The sequence below is a fragment of the Paenibacillus sp. FSL H8-0457 genome (assembly GCF_038051935.1).
GTDB classification, from domain to species: Bacteria; Bacillota; Bacilli; order Paenibacillales; family Paenibacillaceae; genus Paenibacillus_AQ; species Paenibacillus_AQ lautus_A.
In genome coordinates this window covers 1234464-1253591 of record NZ_CP150293.1, presented here as the reverse complement: position 1 = coordinate 1253591, position 19128 = coordinate 1234464, and the positions used below count along the sequence as shown (strand labels likewise).

Annotated in this window: 15 protein-coding genes and 1 pseudogene; 2 read left to right on the top strand and 14 right to left on the bottom strand. The window is 42.9% G+C overall.

Going from position 1 to position 19128, the window contains the following annotated elements; translation table 11 throughout:
- Positions 1-60: 60 nt before the first annotated feature.
- From MHI43_RS05375 to MHI43_RS05365, 3 genes are all read right to left on the bottom strand, one after another.
- Entirely contained in the window at positions 61-720 is a 660-nt protein-coding gene (locus MHI43_RS05375) for a hypothetical protein (RefSeq protein WP_036661996.1), read from the bottom strand.
- Between the two features lie 432 nt (positions 721-1152).
- On the bottom strand, positions 1153-1890 hold the full coding sequence (locus MHI43_RS05370) for an SMI1/KNR4 family protein (protein WP_036661772.1): 738 nt from the start codon (positions 1888-1890) through the stop codon (positions 1153-1155).
- A 112-nt stretch (positions 1891-2002) separates the two neighbouring features.
- A complete protein-coding gene (locus MHI43_RS05365) occupies positions 2003-2278 on the bottom strand; it encodes a hypothetical protein (protein WP_235201729.1) in 276 nt (91 codons plus the stop codon).
- Between the two features lie 280 nt (positions 2279-2558).
- Between MHI43_RS05365 and MHI43_RS05360 the strand changes: the two genes are divergently transcribed.
- Entirely contained in the window at positions 2559-2864 is a 306-nt protein-coding gene (locus tag MHI43_RS05360; RefSeq protein WP_036661774.1) for a hypothetical protein, read from the top strand.
- A 223-nt stretch (positions 2865-3087) separates the two neighbouring features.
- Here MHI43_RS05360 and MHI43_RS05355 read toward each other — a convergent pair whose 3' ends face one another.
- The 6 genes from MHI43_RS05355 to MHI43_RS05330 all read right to left on the bottom strand — a co-directional run bounded on the left by MHI43_RS05355 (position 3088) and on the right by MHI43_RS05330 (position 6178).
- A complete protein-coding gene (locus MHI43_RS05355) occupies positions 3088-3591 on the bottom strand; it encodes a hypothetical protein (RefSeq protein WP_036661775.1) in 504 nt (167 codons plus the stop codon).
- Between the two features lie 34 nt (positions 3592-3625).
- On the bottom strand, positions 3626-3961 hold the full coding sequence (locus tag MHI43_RS05350; RefSeq protein ID WP_036661777.1) for a hypothetical protein: 336 nt from the start codon (positions 3959-3961) through the stop codon (positions 3626-3628).
- 21 nt (positions 3962-3982) lie between these two features.
- Positions 3983-4039 (bottom strand): hypothetical protein, encoded by a 57-nt coding sequence (locus MHI43_RS05345; RefSeq protein WP_254778236.1) that lies wholly within the window; start codon positions 4037-4039, stop codon positions 3983-3985.
- A gap of 160 nt (positions 4040-4199) precedes the next feature.
- Positions 4200-4352 (bottom strand): hypothetical protein, encoded by a 153-nt coding sequence (locus MHI43_RS05340; protein WP_341283235.1) that lies wholly within the window; start codon positions 4350-4352, stop codon positions 4200-4202.
- A 231-nt stretch (positions 4353-4583) separates the two neighbouring features.
- Positions 4584-4913 (bottom strand): hypothetical protein, encoded by a 330-nt coding sequence (locus MHI43_RS05335; protein ID WP_012819198.1) that lies wholly within the window; start codon positions 4911-4913, stop codon positions 4584-4586.
- Positions 4913-6178, bottom strand: coding sequence for a WXG100 family type VII secretion target (locus MHI43_RS05330; RefSeq protein WP_036661784.1), 1266 nt, complete (start codon positions 6176-6178; stop codon positions 4913-4915). The genes MHI43_RS05335 and MHI43_RS05330 overlap by 1 nt, the downstream gene beginning before the upstream one ends.
- Before the next feature lie 1093 nt (positions 6179-7271).
- On the opposite strand from MHI43_RS05330, the gene MHI43_RS05325 reads away from it, so the two are divergent.
- On the top strand, positions 7272-8675 hold the full coding sequence (locus MHI43_RS05325; RefSeq protein ID WP_036661787.1) for a helix-turn-helix transcriptional regulator: 1404 nt from the start codon (positions 7272-7274) through the stop codon (positions 8673-8675).
- Positions 8676-9020: 345 nt separating this feature from the next.
- On the opposite strand, the gene MHI43_RS05320 is transcribed toward MHI43_RS05325, so the two are convergent.
- The 5 genes and pseudogenes from MHI43_RS05320 to MHI43_RS05300 all read right to left on the bottom strand — a co-directional run bounded on the left by MHI43_RS05320 (position 9021) and on the right by MHI43_RS05300 (position 19120).
- A complete protein-coding gene (locus tag MHI43_RS05320) occupies positions 9021-9728 on the bottom strand; it encodes a nuclease-related domain-containing protein (protein ID WP_036661789.1) in 708 nt (235 codons plus the stop codon).
- A gap of 246 nt (positions 9729-9974) precedes the next feature.
- The gene (locus tag MHI43_RS05315) at positions 9975-10145 is read right to left on the bottom strand and encodes a hypothetical protein (protein WP_155989862.1); all 171 of its coding nucleotides are present in this window, start codon (positions 10143-10145) and stop codon (positions 9975-9977) included.
- A 166-nt stretch (positions 10146-10311) separates the two neighbouring features.
- Positions 10312-16149: a DUF3320 domain-containing protein gene (locus tag MHI43_RS05310; RefSeq protein ID WP_341283234.1), complete on the bottom strand. Its 5838-nt coding sequence runs from the start codon at positions 16147-16149 to the stop codon at positions 10312-10314.
- 720 nt (positions 16150-16869) lie between these two features.
- Positions 16870-18468 carry a type I restriction-modification system subunit M gene (locus MHI43_RS05305; RefSeq protein ID WP_036661791.1) on the bottom strand — a complete coding sequence of 533 codons (1599 nt, stop codon included), beginning with the start codon at positions 18466-18468 and terminating at the stop codon, positions 16870-16872.
- A gap of 36 nt (positions 18469-18504) precedes the next feature.
- A pseudogene (locus MHI43_RS05300) lies at positions 18505-19120 on the bottom strand (Fic family protein).
- Between the last annotated feature and the right edge of the window lie 8 nt (positions 19121-19128).

Below are 19128 nucleotides of genomic sequence, written 5' to 3'. Positions count from 1 at the left end.
CAGAGGAACTATTTATTTCATTCAATTAGGGAAGATCGAAAGACATCTCTAATTCGATGCTTACTTGCGTTCCGACCAAACAGCATATCCCATCCATATAAGAGCTAATCCCATAGGTATCGCCAATGCCCGATCAAACGGATGGGGGATTATTGCAGCAGCAATGGTCACTACAGAAGCGAAGGCCAGCAGAATTGCTGCTGGGCGAGGGAAGACTCTGGCACGTAATGTGGCGATGCCTAGCAGCAGACCTCCTAGCATATACAATACTCCCGCGAGCGGTGCTAATATTGGGAAGATCCCCAGATGAACCTCGCTAACCGTTCCTCCAAAGAGCCCAACCATTCCTTCTACAAACTTCTCAGCATCACTTGTCAACAACGGCAAAACGAATGCTTCGATGAAACTAAAAATGATTGACATTAACCAGAACAGATTGAACAAAAGGAAACCGACCAAGCCAAGCCACCCCGCTTCTTTCGCTTGGCTTATATAGAATCCCGTAATTCCGATCAGGTTAAAGAGCGACATAGCTATAGTCAGGCATGCAACCACTACCCAAAAGTTTGTGTGCACAGAAGAAATATCATCTGTCGGGTGGATAAACTGAATGACGATATATAGAATCCCTGCTATTACTGCCATAAATCCTGACCACCGTTTGAGAACATGTGGTGTTATTATTGATTTACTTCCCTCTTTATTGTGCTCTATATTCACGATGATTCCTCCACTTCTAGGTATTAATAACATGATCGCCAAGTCTTTTCTCGACATGACAGGTTTTGACTCCAACCAACATTGAGGTTATTTTGAATTTTTTCGCTACGGCCCCTTCCTTATTATGTTTGTCGAATATAACTTAACAAATATAGCCTGCCCTTACTTTTCAAATCTTGCTGTAATTGGTGAAGAGATCGTAAGGATCTGAAAACGAAAAAAGCACCTCTCTCGAGATGCAAACGAATTTATAATATATTTCCCCAAAGGACCGGGAAGCGCTAATGATAGGCATTCTTCAAGAACAGCCATTAGTTGCCTCAAAATCTTTTTCAGAAGTCAGCGTTCGAGGCTGTGCAAACGAGAATCTTACTTCAATAATATGCAAATGGTTTACGCCATCCCTCCACTTCCTACGTCCACCTGAACCCATCACTGCGCTGACAGATTCGTTCGAAATGAAGGCAAGTCAGTTGCCTTACTCATCTCGTTCAACAAATTCTCCATGCTCGCTCTCTGAAAGGACGCCAGGTATACAGCCAACAGTTCATCCGTCTCCTCTTCGGATACGTCAAGTTCAAACACGATCAGCACATCGTCCTTCAGATAGATTTTCCATGCGTTCAGCTCTGATCCCTCATTTATCTCATGTTCTGTTTCATCCAGACGCATGCATCTGCGGTAGTCGGACAAGCTCCACATGCTCTCATCGAATATAGCCCAATACGGCAGCCGATCCTCAACGCCCAGCTGAACGAGTCCCTTGCCAGCGAGAAAACGTTGAAGCGATCGATTTTCCAGCTGCCAGTCGGGTAAGTTCCACGCGCACAGGTAAACCGGGGGATCCTCCATCTCCAGTTCCTGTAGGCGGATCCCGCAATAGATCACGGATTCCTCTACTTGATAGAAGACCAAAAATGCCTTGTCTGTCGTGAAAAACGTTTCATCCGGAATGAACACATCCTGCAGAGGGAGCGGTTCAAATTGGTTATTGCACCCTTGCGTGATATATGGGGATCGTCCCAAAATTTTATAATATTCCCGCAGCACCGTCGGCAACGGGAAACCCAGGCTCTGTTCCTTTGCTTGAATGTCTGCCTCCTGAATGCCGTGGGCCTCCTTGTGATGCTCTCCTAATACGCGGAGAAGTCCTTCGATTGTTGCTTTCATTTAGTTGGGTCAACCTCCTCAACGTATATCGTTCAACAAGCTTCTGCGAGTTCTTCTAGAGAATATTGATACGCTTCGCAACAAATACAATCTAATTTATTCAATCTAACAATCATGAATTGAATAAGTCTGATGCTGAAACCTTTTTCCAGCCTTCAAGTCCTACTAAATTTAATATCCGTTCTTTTTCTGAAGCATCAAATTTGTCCGTATCTTTTTTAAGACTCCGTTCAAATTCCTTCATGTACTGCTCATTACTCGTATCAGTAACGTACATATAATAGACATCTTGGATCGTATCTCCGTTGCGAAATTGAAACTGAAAGACATACATTTGTTTAATTTCTTGAATTTTAGGCAGTTGTTCGGGTTCCCCACTCTGTGCCATTGTGCGGCATTCCTAAGCAAATCAGGGTCACTTTGAACATTGATCAGTTCGGGTTGAACGCGATGGGTATCGTTACGATACAAATAGATATTTACCATCTCCAACGAGCCGGATTCTTCTATTCGATCCGGGTTTCTTGGCGAACAGGAAGTTATGAGCAACGTAACAAGAAGAAGATACAACATGTTCATATAAAATACTCCTACATATCATCTTAAACTCAAGTACGTATTTTCCGTAAGAGAGAATTTGCATTACACCATATTTTAACATAACCTCTTTGCGAAACGGCTTCCTGAAGGAGCATCCTGAGCTCGTCCATGAAGTGTTCGAAAGCTTGAATGAAGAGTCCGCGCTTCTATCCAAAGACGTCGATCACACCGTCCAATTAATTCAGGACATCCAAGGCGTCTCCGAACCTGTTGCGCGTCAGCAGCTGGAAGGCTCTTTATACCCGTTTGACCCGATTGATGACACCGTCCGCCAACGCTGGCAAGCGGTAGCTGATTATATGTTTGAGAAAGGGATTATTCCGAATGAAGTGGATGTCCTATCCAATACGGTAGATGTGAGGACGTTGAAGTGAAGCTGTTTGAGGTAAGCTGTGAGGAGTGGTGAGCGTCGGGCATTGTTCGGTAAAAATTCCAGTATGCAACTCTTCGAGGGCACGAGGTCTGCTTAGGACTTGGTGTCCTTTTTTTGCTTAAACGATTGACCTAGAATTGAACCACAAAAGAAGTAGGTCGCCCGTAATCGGATAACGACCCCTATCTACACGCTACGTTGTTCCATCTTAGTTGTCATTTAAATTATTTAAATTTCGTTAACTCTTCATAGTTCGTAATTTTAAGTTTGATTTTCCCTTCTTGATGAATGTTATTTTGATAATAAATTTCTGTAATCAGCTCAGAGATCTTTCTTGAATCTTGGACCATTTGATTGAATACTTCCTGATCAGCTTCAGTTATTTCCTCTGTTTCATTATAGTTAGAAGATATTGCGCTAATTTTTGTATTCATTTTATTGGCAATAGGAACTAATAACTCTGTCGATACTCCCGAATCTATAACTTTAGAATAGCCCTCTACACGATATAGCCGATTATTTATCTCCTGAATGCTTTTACCATCCAAATCTTGAAAGTTGCCAAGATTATGATAAAAATTCCAAAATACGGAATTACCTATTATAGATTCCAGTTTCATTTTTAAATCTCTATCGTTTTTGATGTTTTGATTAATCAAAAGTATAGAAAAGATAATCAATGTTATTACAGAGAAAGAAATCAGAATATTCTTAGTTCTTTTTCTCAATCCGCTTGCCCCCTTTCGCCTTCCCGAATACTAATTATAAATTTCCCCTTTCCCATACTTTCTTTCCGTCGATTAAATTTACTGAACTTGGTGGATCTTCATAGAGAGAAATCTCAACCAATGAACTTTTTCCTTCTTTCAACCAATTATATACACTACCTTCGTTAATAGAAGGATAGGATAAAATTTGATTTACTTGAAATGCAGTTGCATAATATTCTGCGTACTCGGGATCATCATCATCTAATCCATTATCTGTCTCAAAAAATGTGTCTGTTTTGCCTACAATTCTTAATCCACTGTCCCACTCTAATATGATTTCTACACCTTCATACTCTCTTAATGTTTTAAATAAAGAATCTGCTTCCATAGACATCCTCTTTCTTATTTTTTATTCTGATGGTTTAGCTGGTACTATATGAGCACCATCTTTTCCATAGTGTATCATCCCTCTATGAGTCTATATACTTCCGTGACTCATTCGCCTCTATAAACGTTATGATGCAGCCTTATTTAAAGTTGATAAAGAATTAATTAAACAAACCCCCACCATTTTCAAATAACAATGATAGGGGTCTGTTCATTAAAATGTACAACCTAATTGCTTACTAGTCCGCTATATTGATGACGTTATCTTTAACCTGATAAATGATATATTTATGATTCCATTGTTGCACGGTAACAATCGTTTCTCCATTTCCCTTTTCAAAAAAATAATTAGAGCCTTCTTGCTGGACATAGCTCCATCCTTCACTGCTCATTCGCTCTTTTAGAAGCTCAACGGAACGATCCTCTCTTGCATGAAAGATGAATTTGCTTGGCTTCGTTATCTCCCGGCCGATTAACGGGCGATGCGTGGTGCACGGCGGGCAGAATATTTCCGAAATAGGCACGGCTGTTTAATAGCCACTAATCAACCCCTGGTAGGTTAGCCAAACATAGGTATAATGTTTTATTCGGCACTGGGTAGCCCCACCAGTACTTATTGAAACCTAGCCAATAAACACTACTGCCCCTTCTCTTCGAAAAGCGATAGGAAGTTCAGCTTCAAGTAATTCAATTCTTTCAATTATCTTATCTTGTTTTTCGCTGGGTAAATTTGTTTTTGCCCACTCCTTTATCTGGGATAGCTCCTTCATCACAAAAGGCAAGTCTTCCTTCTCCATATCTAATCCAACGGAAAAAACATTAATCCATTCTAAGTTCAGTTCTTCAATAGCAGGTATCCAACATTCTTCGAAAAAAGCTTCTGATGCTACAGGAATATAAAATTTTTCCTCGAACTCGTTTTCTGAGTTTAATATCATAGCTGCAATAGACATTAATCTTTCCCTCCAAATATTGCTTCAAATGTGTGGTCAGGAAATTCTTTTCTTAGTTGATTTAGGCTGTTCTCGACTGCCTGCCTTAGTTCAGGTGTATCTCCGTCCAATCTAAAGACGAACTTACGGATATTTTGGATTTGGTCTAGTGAAGGTACATCCGGTGTACCATTTTTTGTCGGTCTAGTTGCAATAGCTTCTTCCAGGTTAACTATCCTTTTTCTAGTCTTATCTAGTATTTGCTTATCAGCAAACTGCTGAGGAGTTTGGGCAGGTAACCCTGTCTTAGGATTTACTATATTTAATCCTTTAGCTGTTTTATCTTCATAAAAAACACCGTTCTTCAAATCGATTTCGTCTAACTCACCGATTGGTCTTCCATTCTTATCAACAATTTCTACTTCTTTTACCGGTTTAACATTACCGGCACCCTCATCCCCCGACTTCCTACCGTCACCACTAGCGCCACCATTTCCGCCACCAAGATCATCATGCTTATTATTCAGCGGGCCTCTCCCCCTAATTCCAGCACGGTTGAGAATAGCGCCTCCAAGGATCATAGCCGACTGTTGACCCAAGTAATTGGACCAGCCGCCTGCTGAATCGACTTCATTCATGGTGTCTGCCACGATTTTTTCACGATATTCGTTACTAAAAACCATTCGGCCAGCCCATACAGCTGTGTCCCAAATATCCTCGACCGTCCCGATGGTTGCATTATAGAGCATCTCTTGCCCGGTTCCAAGCGGATCTTCGTACAAGGATATCGCCGTATCCTTTAACGAGTTCCCGAACTGGGCAGCTCCGATCTTTACGCCCTCCCATAGTTCCCCTGCTTCTTGCTTCACTGTGTCCCATGCCTTCCCGGCTTCCTGTTGCACCGAATTCCAGGCTTCCTCCGCTTTTCTCCCGGCATCCTCTACGGCACTATGGCCTGCGGGTCCCCTCATCATAGGGAATGCTCCCAGCACATGCCCAGCAACTTGAATCGGTTGTACCCGCTCATCTGCTGACTTAAATCGTTGGGCAATCCCTCTCAGCTCCAGGCTTGTCCGCTGGATATGCTCCGTGGTCAGTGTCATCTCTCGATGCGCCTGCTGAAAATCCGCGTAAAAACGGGATCTCGTCGTACCTTCCCACCCAGACTCCAGCATATGGATGTTCTGATTCAGCATGTGTATCATCGCTTCCAGCTGTTCATGCGTCCTGGAGCATTGCTGTGCAACGTGCAGCAACATCTCCGGTGTGACCAAAATTCTACTCATAACAACCTCTCCATCTTGCTTTCGGAATTGAACCCGATCTCCGATCATAGCTAACTTAAATATTTTACTCTACTTGAATTATATGGAAAAGGTTCTCGAGGCCTTGCTATGTCACTTAAAACTAGGATCTTTTTCTCAGTTAGATACGGGACTTTATTACGAGCGGGATTTTCAATAATATGATCACTATTATAGAAGATGTAGGATGAAGGGAGTCACGGAACATGACATACTGTAAAAAGCGGTGGGAATAGATGGATTAATTTATCCTTTATTATTCTCGCCCTGCTTGCTTGCACTGAATATCTGTTTAGAAAAAAATAACTTGTCCCTAGGTATCAATGGAACAACGGAAATACTGCTGTATTCCTACCGACGATGTTCGGTGAATCCCTTTCAACCAATTTCTTAAAGTTTACACCTTTATAACCATACTCATGTAATAATGACTTGGTAGCCTTTTCCCCCAATGTTACAACAACTTTAGGTTGAATGATCCCCTCAATGAGAGGTTTAAGAAATAAGGACACGCGATTACGAAACCACGATCCTATCACTTTACCAGCTAGCCCACCTTCTGTTTTTCACACACAAGATAGCATTGGTAAAAAATAAAAAGTAATGTTTGTTTTTAGCGTTACTTTCATTAATATCCACACCAGCAATATTTAACTATCATGGACAATCCATCTATAAAATCCATTCCCTAACGTTTTACTAAACAAATATAAACAAGCAAATAGTAAATTAAAAACATTAAAAGCCCAGTGTATCTCCATTCATCTCGCCCCATGTCTCGAAAGCTGAAATCCATATTTCATCCACCTGTTCGTCTAGAAACTGCATCGTTTCCCAACTAGGCTCCTTATCAACGCCTGTTAATAGATTAGAGTCATATAGGGCAGCAAGATCGTAAAAAAGTGCTGCATTAAACCTTCTTTCCTATCCTTCAAAGTTACGTGTAGCAACACTAACAGAAGCAGTTCTAAATCAAGTCCCAATAAAGTTATTGACCAATGGTGTATTTATACATTAAATTACTTATATACGTCATTTTCCTGAATATGGAATATGAATCTGGAGGGGGATATCTTTGTTACCGACAGACACAACGATAAGTACGGAACTATTACGATACCTGAAGAAGGAAAACCTCAGCATTTCCTCGTTTGCAAATAAATCAAGGATTAATTCAGGAACACTGAGCCGATTCATCAAAGGGCAACAGCCCCTTTCCGTCTCCAACCTTGATTTAGTTACTGAAGCTATGAATTTGGAAGAGGGATATTTTTATTCCTTATATGCGTATGAATACATGATTCAGTCATCCCCCAATTGGAGACGACTTGGCCCATTTATCATGCGCTGTGCCGAACTAAATAAACTCAAATGCTTAGATCAGCTTGTTGGAATGATGATGGATAATTTAACGTATTCATCTTTGCTCTTTGATACCGCAGAAGCACTATACCATAAGGGAAATCGAGAAGCGGCCCTGATCATTTACAAAAAAGTTGCCGAAAGTGAAAAATACCAACATGCCGAGCGATTGGGTATGTGTCAATACAGAATATTTACTTGCTCCTTAAACTCGGATCAGGAACATAACCTGGGCTGCACAATACAGTTTGAAAACTATGTCAAACGGCTCCCTGATGCAGTACAATTAGATGCACTAAAAGATTTAGCTAACACGTTATTATCTTTACGTAAATGGAATAAGGCGAAATACTATATTCAGGAGATGGGACGTATCTCCAGAGTACTATATTCTCAAAAACATAAACAAGCCAGACCTAGCAGTAGACTTAAACGACCAGCCAAGCCTTTGTTCGGCTATATTTTGTACTCTGATTTGCTGTTAGGTTCGATAGCAGCTGAAAACGATGACTATGATCAAGCACTTTATTATGTATCCTGTTACGAGGATCAAAGCTGGGTTAAAGAATCAGATGAAGCTGCCGAAATAACCAAAGAACAATTTCGGGAATGGGCTAAAGGAAACCGTTATTTATATGAACTAATGAAAGGTAATACAGATGTGCTAGAACCGTATATCGATTATCTCTCCTCCCGTGAAAACGAAATACTAAAAGCTTTGTTTAAAATCATTCAGGCTGCTAATATGTATCATTTTGAAATCGATCAATATCTCGATAAATTCGAAAAATTGATCTTAAACCATCTCAAACGCGGGGGAGGAGTCGGAAGTTATACAGAATATATAATAGATGACCGTTTTGCCAATTTTCTTACCGATCTCGGAAAGTATTACATATGGAAGGATAACATTCAAAAAGGATCGAAATATATATTGGAGAGTTTGGAAATCTCATATAAAATTAATAGTACAGCTAACATCGTGAGATGCTGCACGACGATTGAGCATATCCGACATAAGTTAAGTTATTCAGATCTCCAAAAATACGCCGCCATAATGAAGGAGGTTTATTATCAAAATGAAAAAAAAGTTAGTGGTGTTTTCACTCATCCTTAGCTTCACTGGAACTTTGGTATTACCGGGTAGCCTAAATATAACCGATCCATCAAAGCCTATTCCTACCATCCCGATGTCTACCACAAACAGCCATGGTGAGGGTGGCTGGTGATTAGTTAAAAGTGCTCGCTTACTCACCGCCTTCGGCAAAGCGACTCGCACGGAATAGCTCATACAAGATGACCTCTATGGATCTCAAGGATTATTCGAGTATTATAAATATGTGGATAAGGTGTTTATGCAATTCGTTTACTAAGTTCGTTGTCTACTTTTAAGTATAACCTCCTCCATTAAAATTGCCGCTGGACCACTTCCTTAAGTGGTCCAGCGGCAATTTTTTATTGACTATTTTTCCGCCTTCCCCACACTCCCCGCCTTATCCACATGCTCAGCCCGGATCTTCGGATCAGTGAAGTTGGCTTCTTTCAAAGTTTGATAGATCTTCTGAATATCCGACTCTGTTAAATCGGGTACCGTCTTTTCGGCTTGAATTCGGTTCATTTTACGCTGAATATATTCGGATAGTTCAACATCGTACACGATGAGCTCATCTGATTGGATTTTTCTCAATTCTGGGTCCACACTAAATCGGCAACGCATCGTAAAGGAAACGAGTGATATATATCGACCCTCTTGATAGTCGGGAAGCAAGCTTTTAATCGCTTGAATATGACCGTAATTCTGCATAAACGGGTTGTACATTTTAAACCGGTTGCTCACTGTCCAAGACTTATTGTCTCTGGTCCCCTTTATTTCTCCGTTATAGTTTTTTGTCTCAATCACAAAGAGTCCTTGCGGGGTAACGACCACATGGTCGATCTGCGAATACCTGGTACGGGACTTCGGATTTGCCACCATTAAATCACTTACGTATTTACACCCTTTAGGGAGCTGATCTAGCTGAATGTTAATCTTATGCTCTCCCAGCTCTCCGATTCGGGTTGGCTGAACTTTAGGCTTAGGTTTGCTGCTGGATGTTTTGGTTTTACTGGGTTGGGAAGGCTTTTTATATGAAGTATCTGATTTGAATATCGACATTAATTTCTTTAGCATATTGGAGCTCCGTTCTTATATGATGTGGAGAATAAATTCCTTCAAGCGATACGCACTAGCATGGCCGATTTTTACATTTTCAAACTCCTCTTTATCGTTTTCACAACATCAATCGACGATCCTCGTCAACTTATACATTCATTCGGCAGAAATCTATGAATCCCTTCTATAGAACCATTGCTGATTATTCTTTAACATCACCACCATTGCTAATGACCTATTACGAACAACCAAATCTTTATTTGTTTAATCCTCTTTATGTGTATCGGAATCGCAGCTTTCATCAGATTTTTGCTCCTCTTCCCTATACTTCTCCTTCATTTCATCATAAAACTCTGAGACTTTATCACTCGTTAAACCTAACTTCTCAATGACTTGTTTAATCTCCAAATGCATTGCACGGTTTCTTGGTTTCATGGGATTCCTCCATCACTAATTCCTCATTTATCCATAGTTTAAAGAATAGTGGTGATGGGAATGCCAGCAAACGTAAGTTCGGAACCCAAAATCGGCATAAAAAAAGACTGCTCATTGAGCAGCCTTTGATTAGCCTTATGCTAGCATTGAGAGTAACTTGGTTTAATTACTTCACAACCACCCGCTGGTTTTCATCTTCATAAGCAAAGCCAAGCTCAATAGCTCTTTGAATCCCCGATTTAATCGTCTTCTCCAGAGCACTGCCGGATCTAGCGTATCCGAGCGCCTTAACCACTTGTTTCGTTAACTCATCATAAGGAAGACTAATTTGAGAAGACAGAATGGATTTCACGGCAACCGCTACTTCTTCCGGCGGTAAATCCTCGGCCATTCGCCGCTGAGCGTCATCTGTGGCTACCCTGTAAATGCCATACTCGGATGGTTTTATTCCCTCTGGCCAGAAGAAGGCCATTCCATTCACTTCCGTATGTGCAGGTTGTATCTTCATCAACAACTCTGTAAACCTCTGATCCAATCGTGCCCCAAGTCTGGTAATTCCCCATGCCTGTAAAATGCGTTTTGTAAGTAAACTCCGGCTAATAGGTCCCTCTTCTTGAATGACCTTTCGGATTTGAACCAAAAGGAGCTCCGTCGATTCTGGGGAATGGAACCAATCCGCCCCTAAAGAAACAGCATCCAAAACGCAGACATGGTAAGGCTGCATCTCTTTCGGTTTCTGAAGCTGTACAGGTTGAACATGATGATCCTTGCTTACCGGAGGATTCTGTGAGCGTTCAAATGTCACTTGTTCATGAGTCACTGCTACTTCTGCTTGGGACTGAACCCGTAACTTCTTGACCTCTCTTCCTCGCTTAACAGCTTCCACAATACGGCTCATTACGCCTTCTCTATTGTCCCACCAATCCGGACTCCACACCCTCAACAAATTCCAGCCAAGCTGCTTAAGCACTTCCTCCCGCAAAATATTTCGATCCCGGGCAGATTCTGCATTTTGATACATCGGTCCGTCAAGGAGAATCCCTAATGCATAATGATCGGACTCAGGGTCCAATACCGCTAAATCAATGCGATATCCCGATGCCCCGACATATAGATCTGCTTGGTATCCGCGCTTTTTCAATTCATCGGCCAGACTTCGGTGAACATGCGAAACCTGAATCGCTTGAGACGATGCCTCGCTTGCAGGCAGGATCCGTTTTCCTTTTTCCGCATACTCAAGGAACGCTTTTAAGCCTAGTACACCTTCGCTGCTGATCCTGCTCGCATTCAGGTGATGGGCGTGCAGTGTTGAGAAGACCAGCATTTCGTACCTAGCTCTTGATACGGCAACATTTAACCGTCTCCAACCTCCCTCCCGGTTTAACGGGCCAAAATTCAGGCTTACCTTACCGTTTGCATCAGGCCCATATCCTACTGAGAACAAAATAACGTCACGTTCATCCCCTTGAACATTCTCAAGGTTTTTGATGAATAGTGGTTCCGGCATTTGCATCATCAGCATTTCCACTTCCGGTTCTTGCTTCAGTACTTCTTCAAGCATATCCTCAATCAAGGTTTGCTGAATGGAGCTAAACGTGACGACACCCAAGCTCTGTTGGCGCAAGACCGGATCCTTAATGCGGCGAACAATCTCAGCAACGACAGCCTCACCCTCCGCTCGATTCTGTTTCGTACGTCCCCGATCATAATATCCTTCGACAGGGCACCATTTCACACTTGAAACGGGTTCATCCGGAGATGGGAAGGTCATTAACTTATTTTCGTAGTAATGAGCGTTACTGAAAGCGATCAGGCTTTCATGCCGACTACGATAATGCCAGGTCAGATGTCGCTCCGGCATTCCAAGCGCCAAACAATCATCCAATATGCTCTCCATGTCTTGCAGCGCCGGTTCCTCTTCCTCCGTCTCCTGACGGCTCTTCGAAAAGAAGCTCGTTGGTGGCAGCTGTTTCGGATCACCTACGATAACAGACTGTTGTCCCCGTGCCAATGCCCCAACCGCTTGTGCCGTAGGCACCTGAGAGGCTTCGTCAAATATCACCATATCGAATGGGGATCGTTCAGGATCGAGGTACTGTGCTACAGAAATCGGACTCATCAACATACAGGGCACTAATCGTGGTAGCAAATTCGGAATCTGTTCAAACAGTTTGCGAATCGACATATTTCTCCCGCCGCTGCGAATCGCCCGCTGAAGAATGCCGGCTTCCGAGCTTTGCGATGCTTCCTGCGTCATTTGAGGCACTCTCGAAGAAAGCCTCGCCACAATTTCTTGTTGGGTTAGTCTCGTATATTCCTCGTCGGCTTCTTTGAAGCGAAGGAGGGTCTCTTCAAATACATTGCCGGAGAATGACACGAATTGCTCATCACGCGCAATGATGTAATTCGCTATTTTTTTATAGAGTCCACGTTCAAAAGCGTCCTTCAACTGGTCATTAGATAGACGCCCTTCTTCGTATGGAATGACAAGTGGGAGAAGTCCTTGCTCCTCCGCCTGCGATCGCACTCTTCGCCACGTACACCAATCTCTCAATACATCTAAATGAGATATCCATCCATTTGCTTTTTCCAGGAGATCATCGTGCCAGTCCAAATCCTGAGACTGATGTGCCATGCGCTCAAAGTCAATCTGCAACAGATCGCGGAGCTCCTTTTCCTGCTTCTTCACTTGTTCATGACTACGGAGTACAGACTGTATCGATTGGTTCAGCGCAGCATTCCCACGAAGATCAACCATAAATTCCGCAATCTGTGTTCTTGCGTGATGGGCATCGGTAGTATTTTCACACCAAGCCGTTAACGCTGCATGCAATCGATTCAGCCACTCGCAAGTCTCCATGATGTCGTCCCACTTGCCTTCGTCATCCCAGATCAGCAGGGAACCAAGGAATGGAGCGGATTCGTCCCTTGCTCGACTTAACTTCTGTTCCTCTTCCTGCAGGGAAATGATATCCAGCAAGTGAGATCGGACATCCTGCTTGGCTATCCCTTGACCGGAAACCGTCATTTTCTTCAGCATATTTAAAATGCGATTCTGACCAGCCCATTTCGGAAGGAACCATTTTAGCTCCAAGCTATCCCAAGTAGATAACATCATTTGGGCATCTAATCGATGAGCCTCTGAAGTGAATAATTTGGCAACCTTATCTCTAATCTGGTCTCGTCGTTTGCCCTGAAGTGCTGCGGCCTTTAGCCTTTCAACCGATTCTTCGAGATTGATCTCTTGCATGAGGGCAGGTTTAATATCCGGTACACGGCTAGCCAGCTCACACAACTGTGCAAATATGGAGATTTTGTCTTGAGTCATCGGAAGAGCTCCAAGCTTGAAATGCTTTAGCGCTTCATTCATCGCTTTCTGACGTTCCTTAAGCTCTACGATGTAGCTCTTTATTAATACTTCTGCGTTTGCCTTCAGCTCCTGTGTATAGGATGTAACCTTAGAGTCCGCCCAAGGGTGCGTGCCCGGATTGCCAAGGGCAGCCCCGGCTGCGATTAATTGAGCAACCATGTCATTCCATGCAACCAAGGTATCCGGGTTCAGTCCTTCAATCGCTGCGTCGTTGAATGTAACGACATCCGGTGCTTCACCCGCCCTCTCATACTCCGATATCGCTTCAAATAAAGATAAGCCAAAAGCATGTTTTCGATGAAGGGCTTTTACATAACCGTTTAACGTCTTTCTCAATTGGAACAAACGATCTGCTTGTCTTTTCCACGACTCGCCAGACTGAATCCGTTGCACATCAATCGCATTGCTTAATTGGTCAAGGACTGCTCGCTTTGTGCTTTTGTTGGAGTGAAGTTCCAGGCAAAAAGGACCCAAACCGATTTGTTCTAATCTTCGCTGAACAACGGACAGTGCTGCCATCTTCTCTGCTACGAACAGCACTCTTTTCCCATTGGCCAAAGCACTAGCAATCATATTCGTAATGGTCTGGGACTTCCCGGTTCCTGGAGGGCCGTGCAGCACAAAGCTTTGCCCCTTAAGCGCCGCGCGAATGGCCGACAATTGTGAAGAATCCGCACTGACCGGAATCAACGAATGAGCCGGATGCTCTTCATCGAGCGGTTCGTGCTTGATGTCCACAGATTCCTGTAGCTGTAATTGCCCCTGAATAAGGCTTGCCACCACCTGATTCTCGGCCAATTGATCAGCTCTCGTGCGAATGTCATTCCACATTACAAATTGCCCGAAAGAAAACAATCCGAGATTAGCCGTTTCCTCGATGTCAAAGCGGGATACTTGAATTAATGCATGTCGAATAACGTTAAAGATCTGTTTCAAGGCAATGCCTTTCTCATCCCTCGGAAGCGGATCCAGGCCATCAATGCCGATACCGAAATCCTGCCTGAGCATCTCCAGCAGTGTAATATTAATCTGCGGTTCTTCATCCCTCGCCCGAATGACATATCCTTGTCGTGAAGATTTTCGCAAAATATCTACAGGAATCAGCACAATCGGCGCATATCGAGGAAGTTCGCTAACCGGTGATTCATACCATTTCAAGAGACCCAAAGCAAGAAAAAGCGTGTTAGCCCCATTCTCCTCCAATGAAGTTCGGGCAGACCGATAAATATGTACAATTCTTTTCTCTAAGTCCTGAGCATTCAAATCGGCTCTCAGTCGTCTCCGGACGAATTCTTCCTGCAACAATTTAACGAGTGGGTGATTGGCATTCACATTTTGATACAAGCTGGCGTTTCGCCCGTTATCCTCCCAGTCACTGGGCCTTGCCAACAGTTGAAATTCATCGCCGTCAGCCAGCGCATCTTCTAAATCTCCCAACTGAGCAGAAATGACCGGAATGCTCGACTTGGTTAAGCGAAAATTGAGCAGTGAATTACGAAGCGTCAAATCTAGCAGCTTACGCTCCCATTGCTTTTGACGCGTTGTAGGCTGCAACGAATCAACTTCCAATGGTTTTTCCAGCACTTCCAGAAGTTCCGGAGCAGCACTTTCATGGATCTTCGTCTCACGAGTCTCCTCAATGACCCATCCATTTGTCGCCTTCGTACGCAGTGGTAACGGTCGTATGGCTGCTGCGCGTGCTCTTCGAATATCGACCAAGCCATCGAATGAATCGGGATCTCTCAGATGCTCCTCGGCAAGCATAGCCGCTTGATCAAATGGAATACGATCGCCCTTCACCATAGCCGTAGACTCCACCACGCAGATTTCATTTATTCCCGTTGCGAGCCTTTTTGTTAATAACGATATATCATCTTGAACCGTCTCCGAGAACGTCTCCTCTACAAGCCAGACTCCGGCAAACGCATGCCCTTTCGTAAAAATGATCAGGGGATGTAGACCCACCGCCTCCATACAATCAGCATATAGCATGGAAAGATCCAGACAATTCCCCAGGCCATGCGTGAAGATGGTCTCAGGAAGACGAATACGCTGACCGATCAACTCAAAACTAGGAGGAGCTACGCAGTAGGAAATCTCGCGATTCTGCAAAGCCGAGTAGATCGCAGCGGCCTGCATACGTACCCGGTTGGGATCCTTACTCTGATAAGCTGTAAACGAAGGGCTTCCCGACCATTGCTCCAGAATGGTGCCCGCTTCCCGTACGATCTCGGCCACTTGATGATGATTCGGCGTGACAAAAGCAGCGGTCATCTCAGGCAATACGGCAAGCCCACTCCATTCATCAAAGGCAAGGACGGAAATTGAGCCGCGTTGCTTGAACAACTCGGTGTCATTCTGCCATACCGTCAACGACAATGTACCTGATATGCGTTCCGACAAATCCCCCAAAAATGAGGTCGACATATGTAAATCAATCGCACCCATGTCCAAGGATTGCCCTGCTGGAAGCATGTCAAAATCCTTCTTCCATTCATATGCAAATTGCGGCTCAGATTCTAGCTTCACCGTGATTCCTTTGATTTCTTCTCCCGTTGTATTCGTTAAGATGATGCTCTTCATAACAGGAACATGGTTCTGCTGCATAGCGTAGTTCACGGTTTCGCTGTACAACCATTCGCATGATATTCTGCTCTCCACTTCCACATCCTCCTATAATTCTTGTTTCTCAGTTCTATAGACCTACACCGATTGCCAATTAGTTCTATAATAACACTAAATAATGGGTGTATCTGCTTTATTCGACATGAAAACACGAGAAAATAAAAGATGATTCGTAAAAGACGAATCATCTTTAGAACGCTGGAAGTTTATTTGTATCCCTGCCTATTTATTGGTGATGTTTTTTCAAAAAATCTAAGCGAGTCAATCTAATGCAAAAAAGCTATTGGCTGATATTGCAGTTGATTATTGAAGTGGTTATTAAAGCAACAATCGATGCGAATAGTTAATATCAGTAAGTTAAATTCAATTGCAGATTATAAGCCTTCGTGAATGGCGATAGACAGAGACAAGAACTGGCCTCATATAGATAGTCGCTAATTTAGCGGCTTTTTGTTTTATCGGTACAAGTTCTTATGCCTTTCCATCCCTTCTGACTTTATGACTCCGAATGCTCCTTGGTCATGTTAAGAAATAGATCACCGAAATAAACATGTTTATATAGAGACTCATCCTCGCCTCTGCGACTTTTTTCCCTAAAGTATCACTGTCTAATTCGTTGGAAACACCATGATGGATAGAAATGGAGAGGAGCTGTAACGAATCGTATCATCGTTCTTTCCTCTCTATATTTCCTCCAACCTAATATCCTTGACCCTTTTTCGTCAACTCTTACACATTAACACCCAAGATTCTCAACTGTTCATTGATCTTAGCCTCAAGATCAGCAATTTCTTGTTTGTCTTGCTCTAATTGCTTAATCACTTCATCAAGATCGATGGTTTGCTCTTCGGCAGACGTATCTACGTAGCGAGGTATATTTAAGTTGAACTCATTTTCTTTGATTTCCTCAAGCGATGCCACATGAGCGTATTTATCAACATCTACACGATTCCGGTAAGTTTCAATGATTTTATTGATGTTGTTATCCGTAAGTTTATTCTGATTCTTGCCTTTTTCAAATTCTTTGCTTGCATCGATAAACAAGATGTCTTTTGTTTTACGATTTTTCTTGAATACCAGAATCGTAGTCGGGATACTTACGCCGTAAAACAAGTTGGCAGGCAACCCTATAACGGTATCAAGGTAGTTCTTCTCAATAATGGTTTGGCGAATCACGCCTTCTGCTGCACCACGGAACAAGACACCGTGCGGTAATACAATCGCCATGGTTCCCGTATCATTTAGATGATACAAGCTGTGTAAAATGAAAGCATAATCCGCCTTGGTTTTAGGAGCGAGTTTACCGTATTCACTAAAACGCGGGTCTTTCAATTTTGTTTCGCTATTGTCCCAATGCGCAGAATAAGGGGGATTCGCAACCACAGCGTCAAAAGAGCGCGGGCGGTCGATTCCCTTTTCATCCGGTCCGTCAGGCCAATCGCCTTCAAGCGTGTCCGCATTAGACAGCGTCATGTTGTTAAATGAAACGCCATGCATCATCAGGTTCATGCGAGCCAAGTTGTAGGTTGTCGTATTCTTTTCTTGACCAAAGAATTTAATCGCCCCTGGCTTATCTCCACCAGGCAGCTCCCCTTGAACGGTTAACAGCAAGGATCCAGATCCACAAGTCGGGTCATACACTGCAAAAGTCTTGTCCGATTCTTCCACACCATCCGTGACGATTCTAGCCAGAATTTTAGAAACTTCATGAGGTGTGTAGAACTCTCCACCTTTTTTACCTGCACTTGCTGCAAATTGACCAATCAGATATTCATAGATCGCGCCAAGAATATCTTGGCCATCTTCACCTTTGTAATCAATACCATCAACCAGCTTTACGATCCGGTTCAGTGATTTCGCACGTTCATTTGTAGAAGAACCAAGACGAGAGTCTCCAAGGTTGATGTCGTTAAACACACCACGAAAATCATTCACGGCTTCTTTGTTTAATTCGGCGTTCTTATTGAAGTTGTCAAACATCGTTTGATAATCACTTGGGATCACCATACTGTTATTAATTTTGTCAACTAAGGATGCCCATGTATCAAGCGGTGCAATGGCATAACCCAAACTTGAGGAGATATCCTCCAGGTAGTCCTTCAAATCGTCGCCCTTCGCTTGCTCTAAATAGGCCTGGTTGATCGATTCGCCTTCGGCAACATCAAGAATATTATTTTCAACTAAATATCGTTCCTGATGCTCGGACAGATAACGATAGAACATAAAGGCTAAAATGTAATTCTTGTATTCTGCAGCATCCATGCTTCCACGAAGCTCGTTTGCCATCGCCCACAGTTTTGTTGTAATGGTTTGTAGTTTATTGCTCATAATGTTGTTGTCCTCCTAGATATACAATCGCCGCATTTACTGCTCGTTTTTGAGGTTTTCCGTTTTATATACGTTGTACCCCTCATAAAGATAGCTTGCGTCGATGCCCTTCATATAAACTTCACGGTCATTAATCTTATCTGTAAGCGCTGCTTTAAGAAGCAGCTTGATTTCAACGTCCTTAACACTTCTTTCCATGGCAAGCATATAATCTTCTTTTTCGACCTTACTCCAATCGACAACTTGCCTCAGTTCCTTTTTTAATATCGTATCAAGCCATATCCGCATGCTTCTTCCATTACCTTCTCTGAAGGGGTGAGCCACATTCATCTCAATATATTTTTCTATGATTTCGTCAAAGGTGGATTGCAGCATTTTTGCGATATTATCAAGTGCAGCTTCAAGGTACATAACGGGTACGAATCGAAAACCCACCCTTTGTGATATTCACATCACGCACTTTTCCGGCGAAGTCATAAATGTCTTCGAACAGATGCTTGTGAATTTCGGATAAAGACTTAAATGTTCCGACCTTAAATGTATCTAACAAACCCGTTTCAAACATTTCAAGCGCTTTTTGCTTGCTGACTTTTTCCTCCACACGAGCAAGTTCCGAAGAATCGTTAATCCCTAGCTTGTTTTCTAAAGCCATGACTTAAT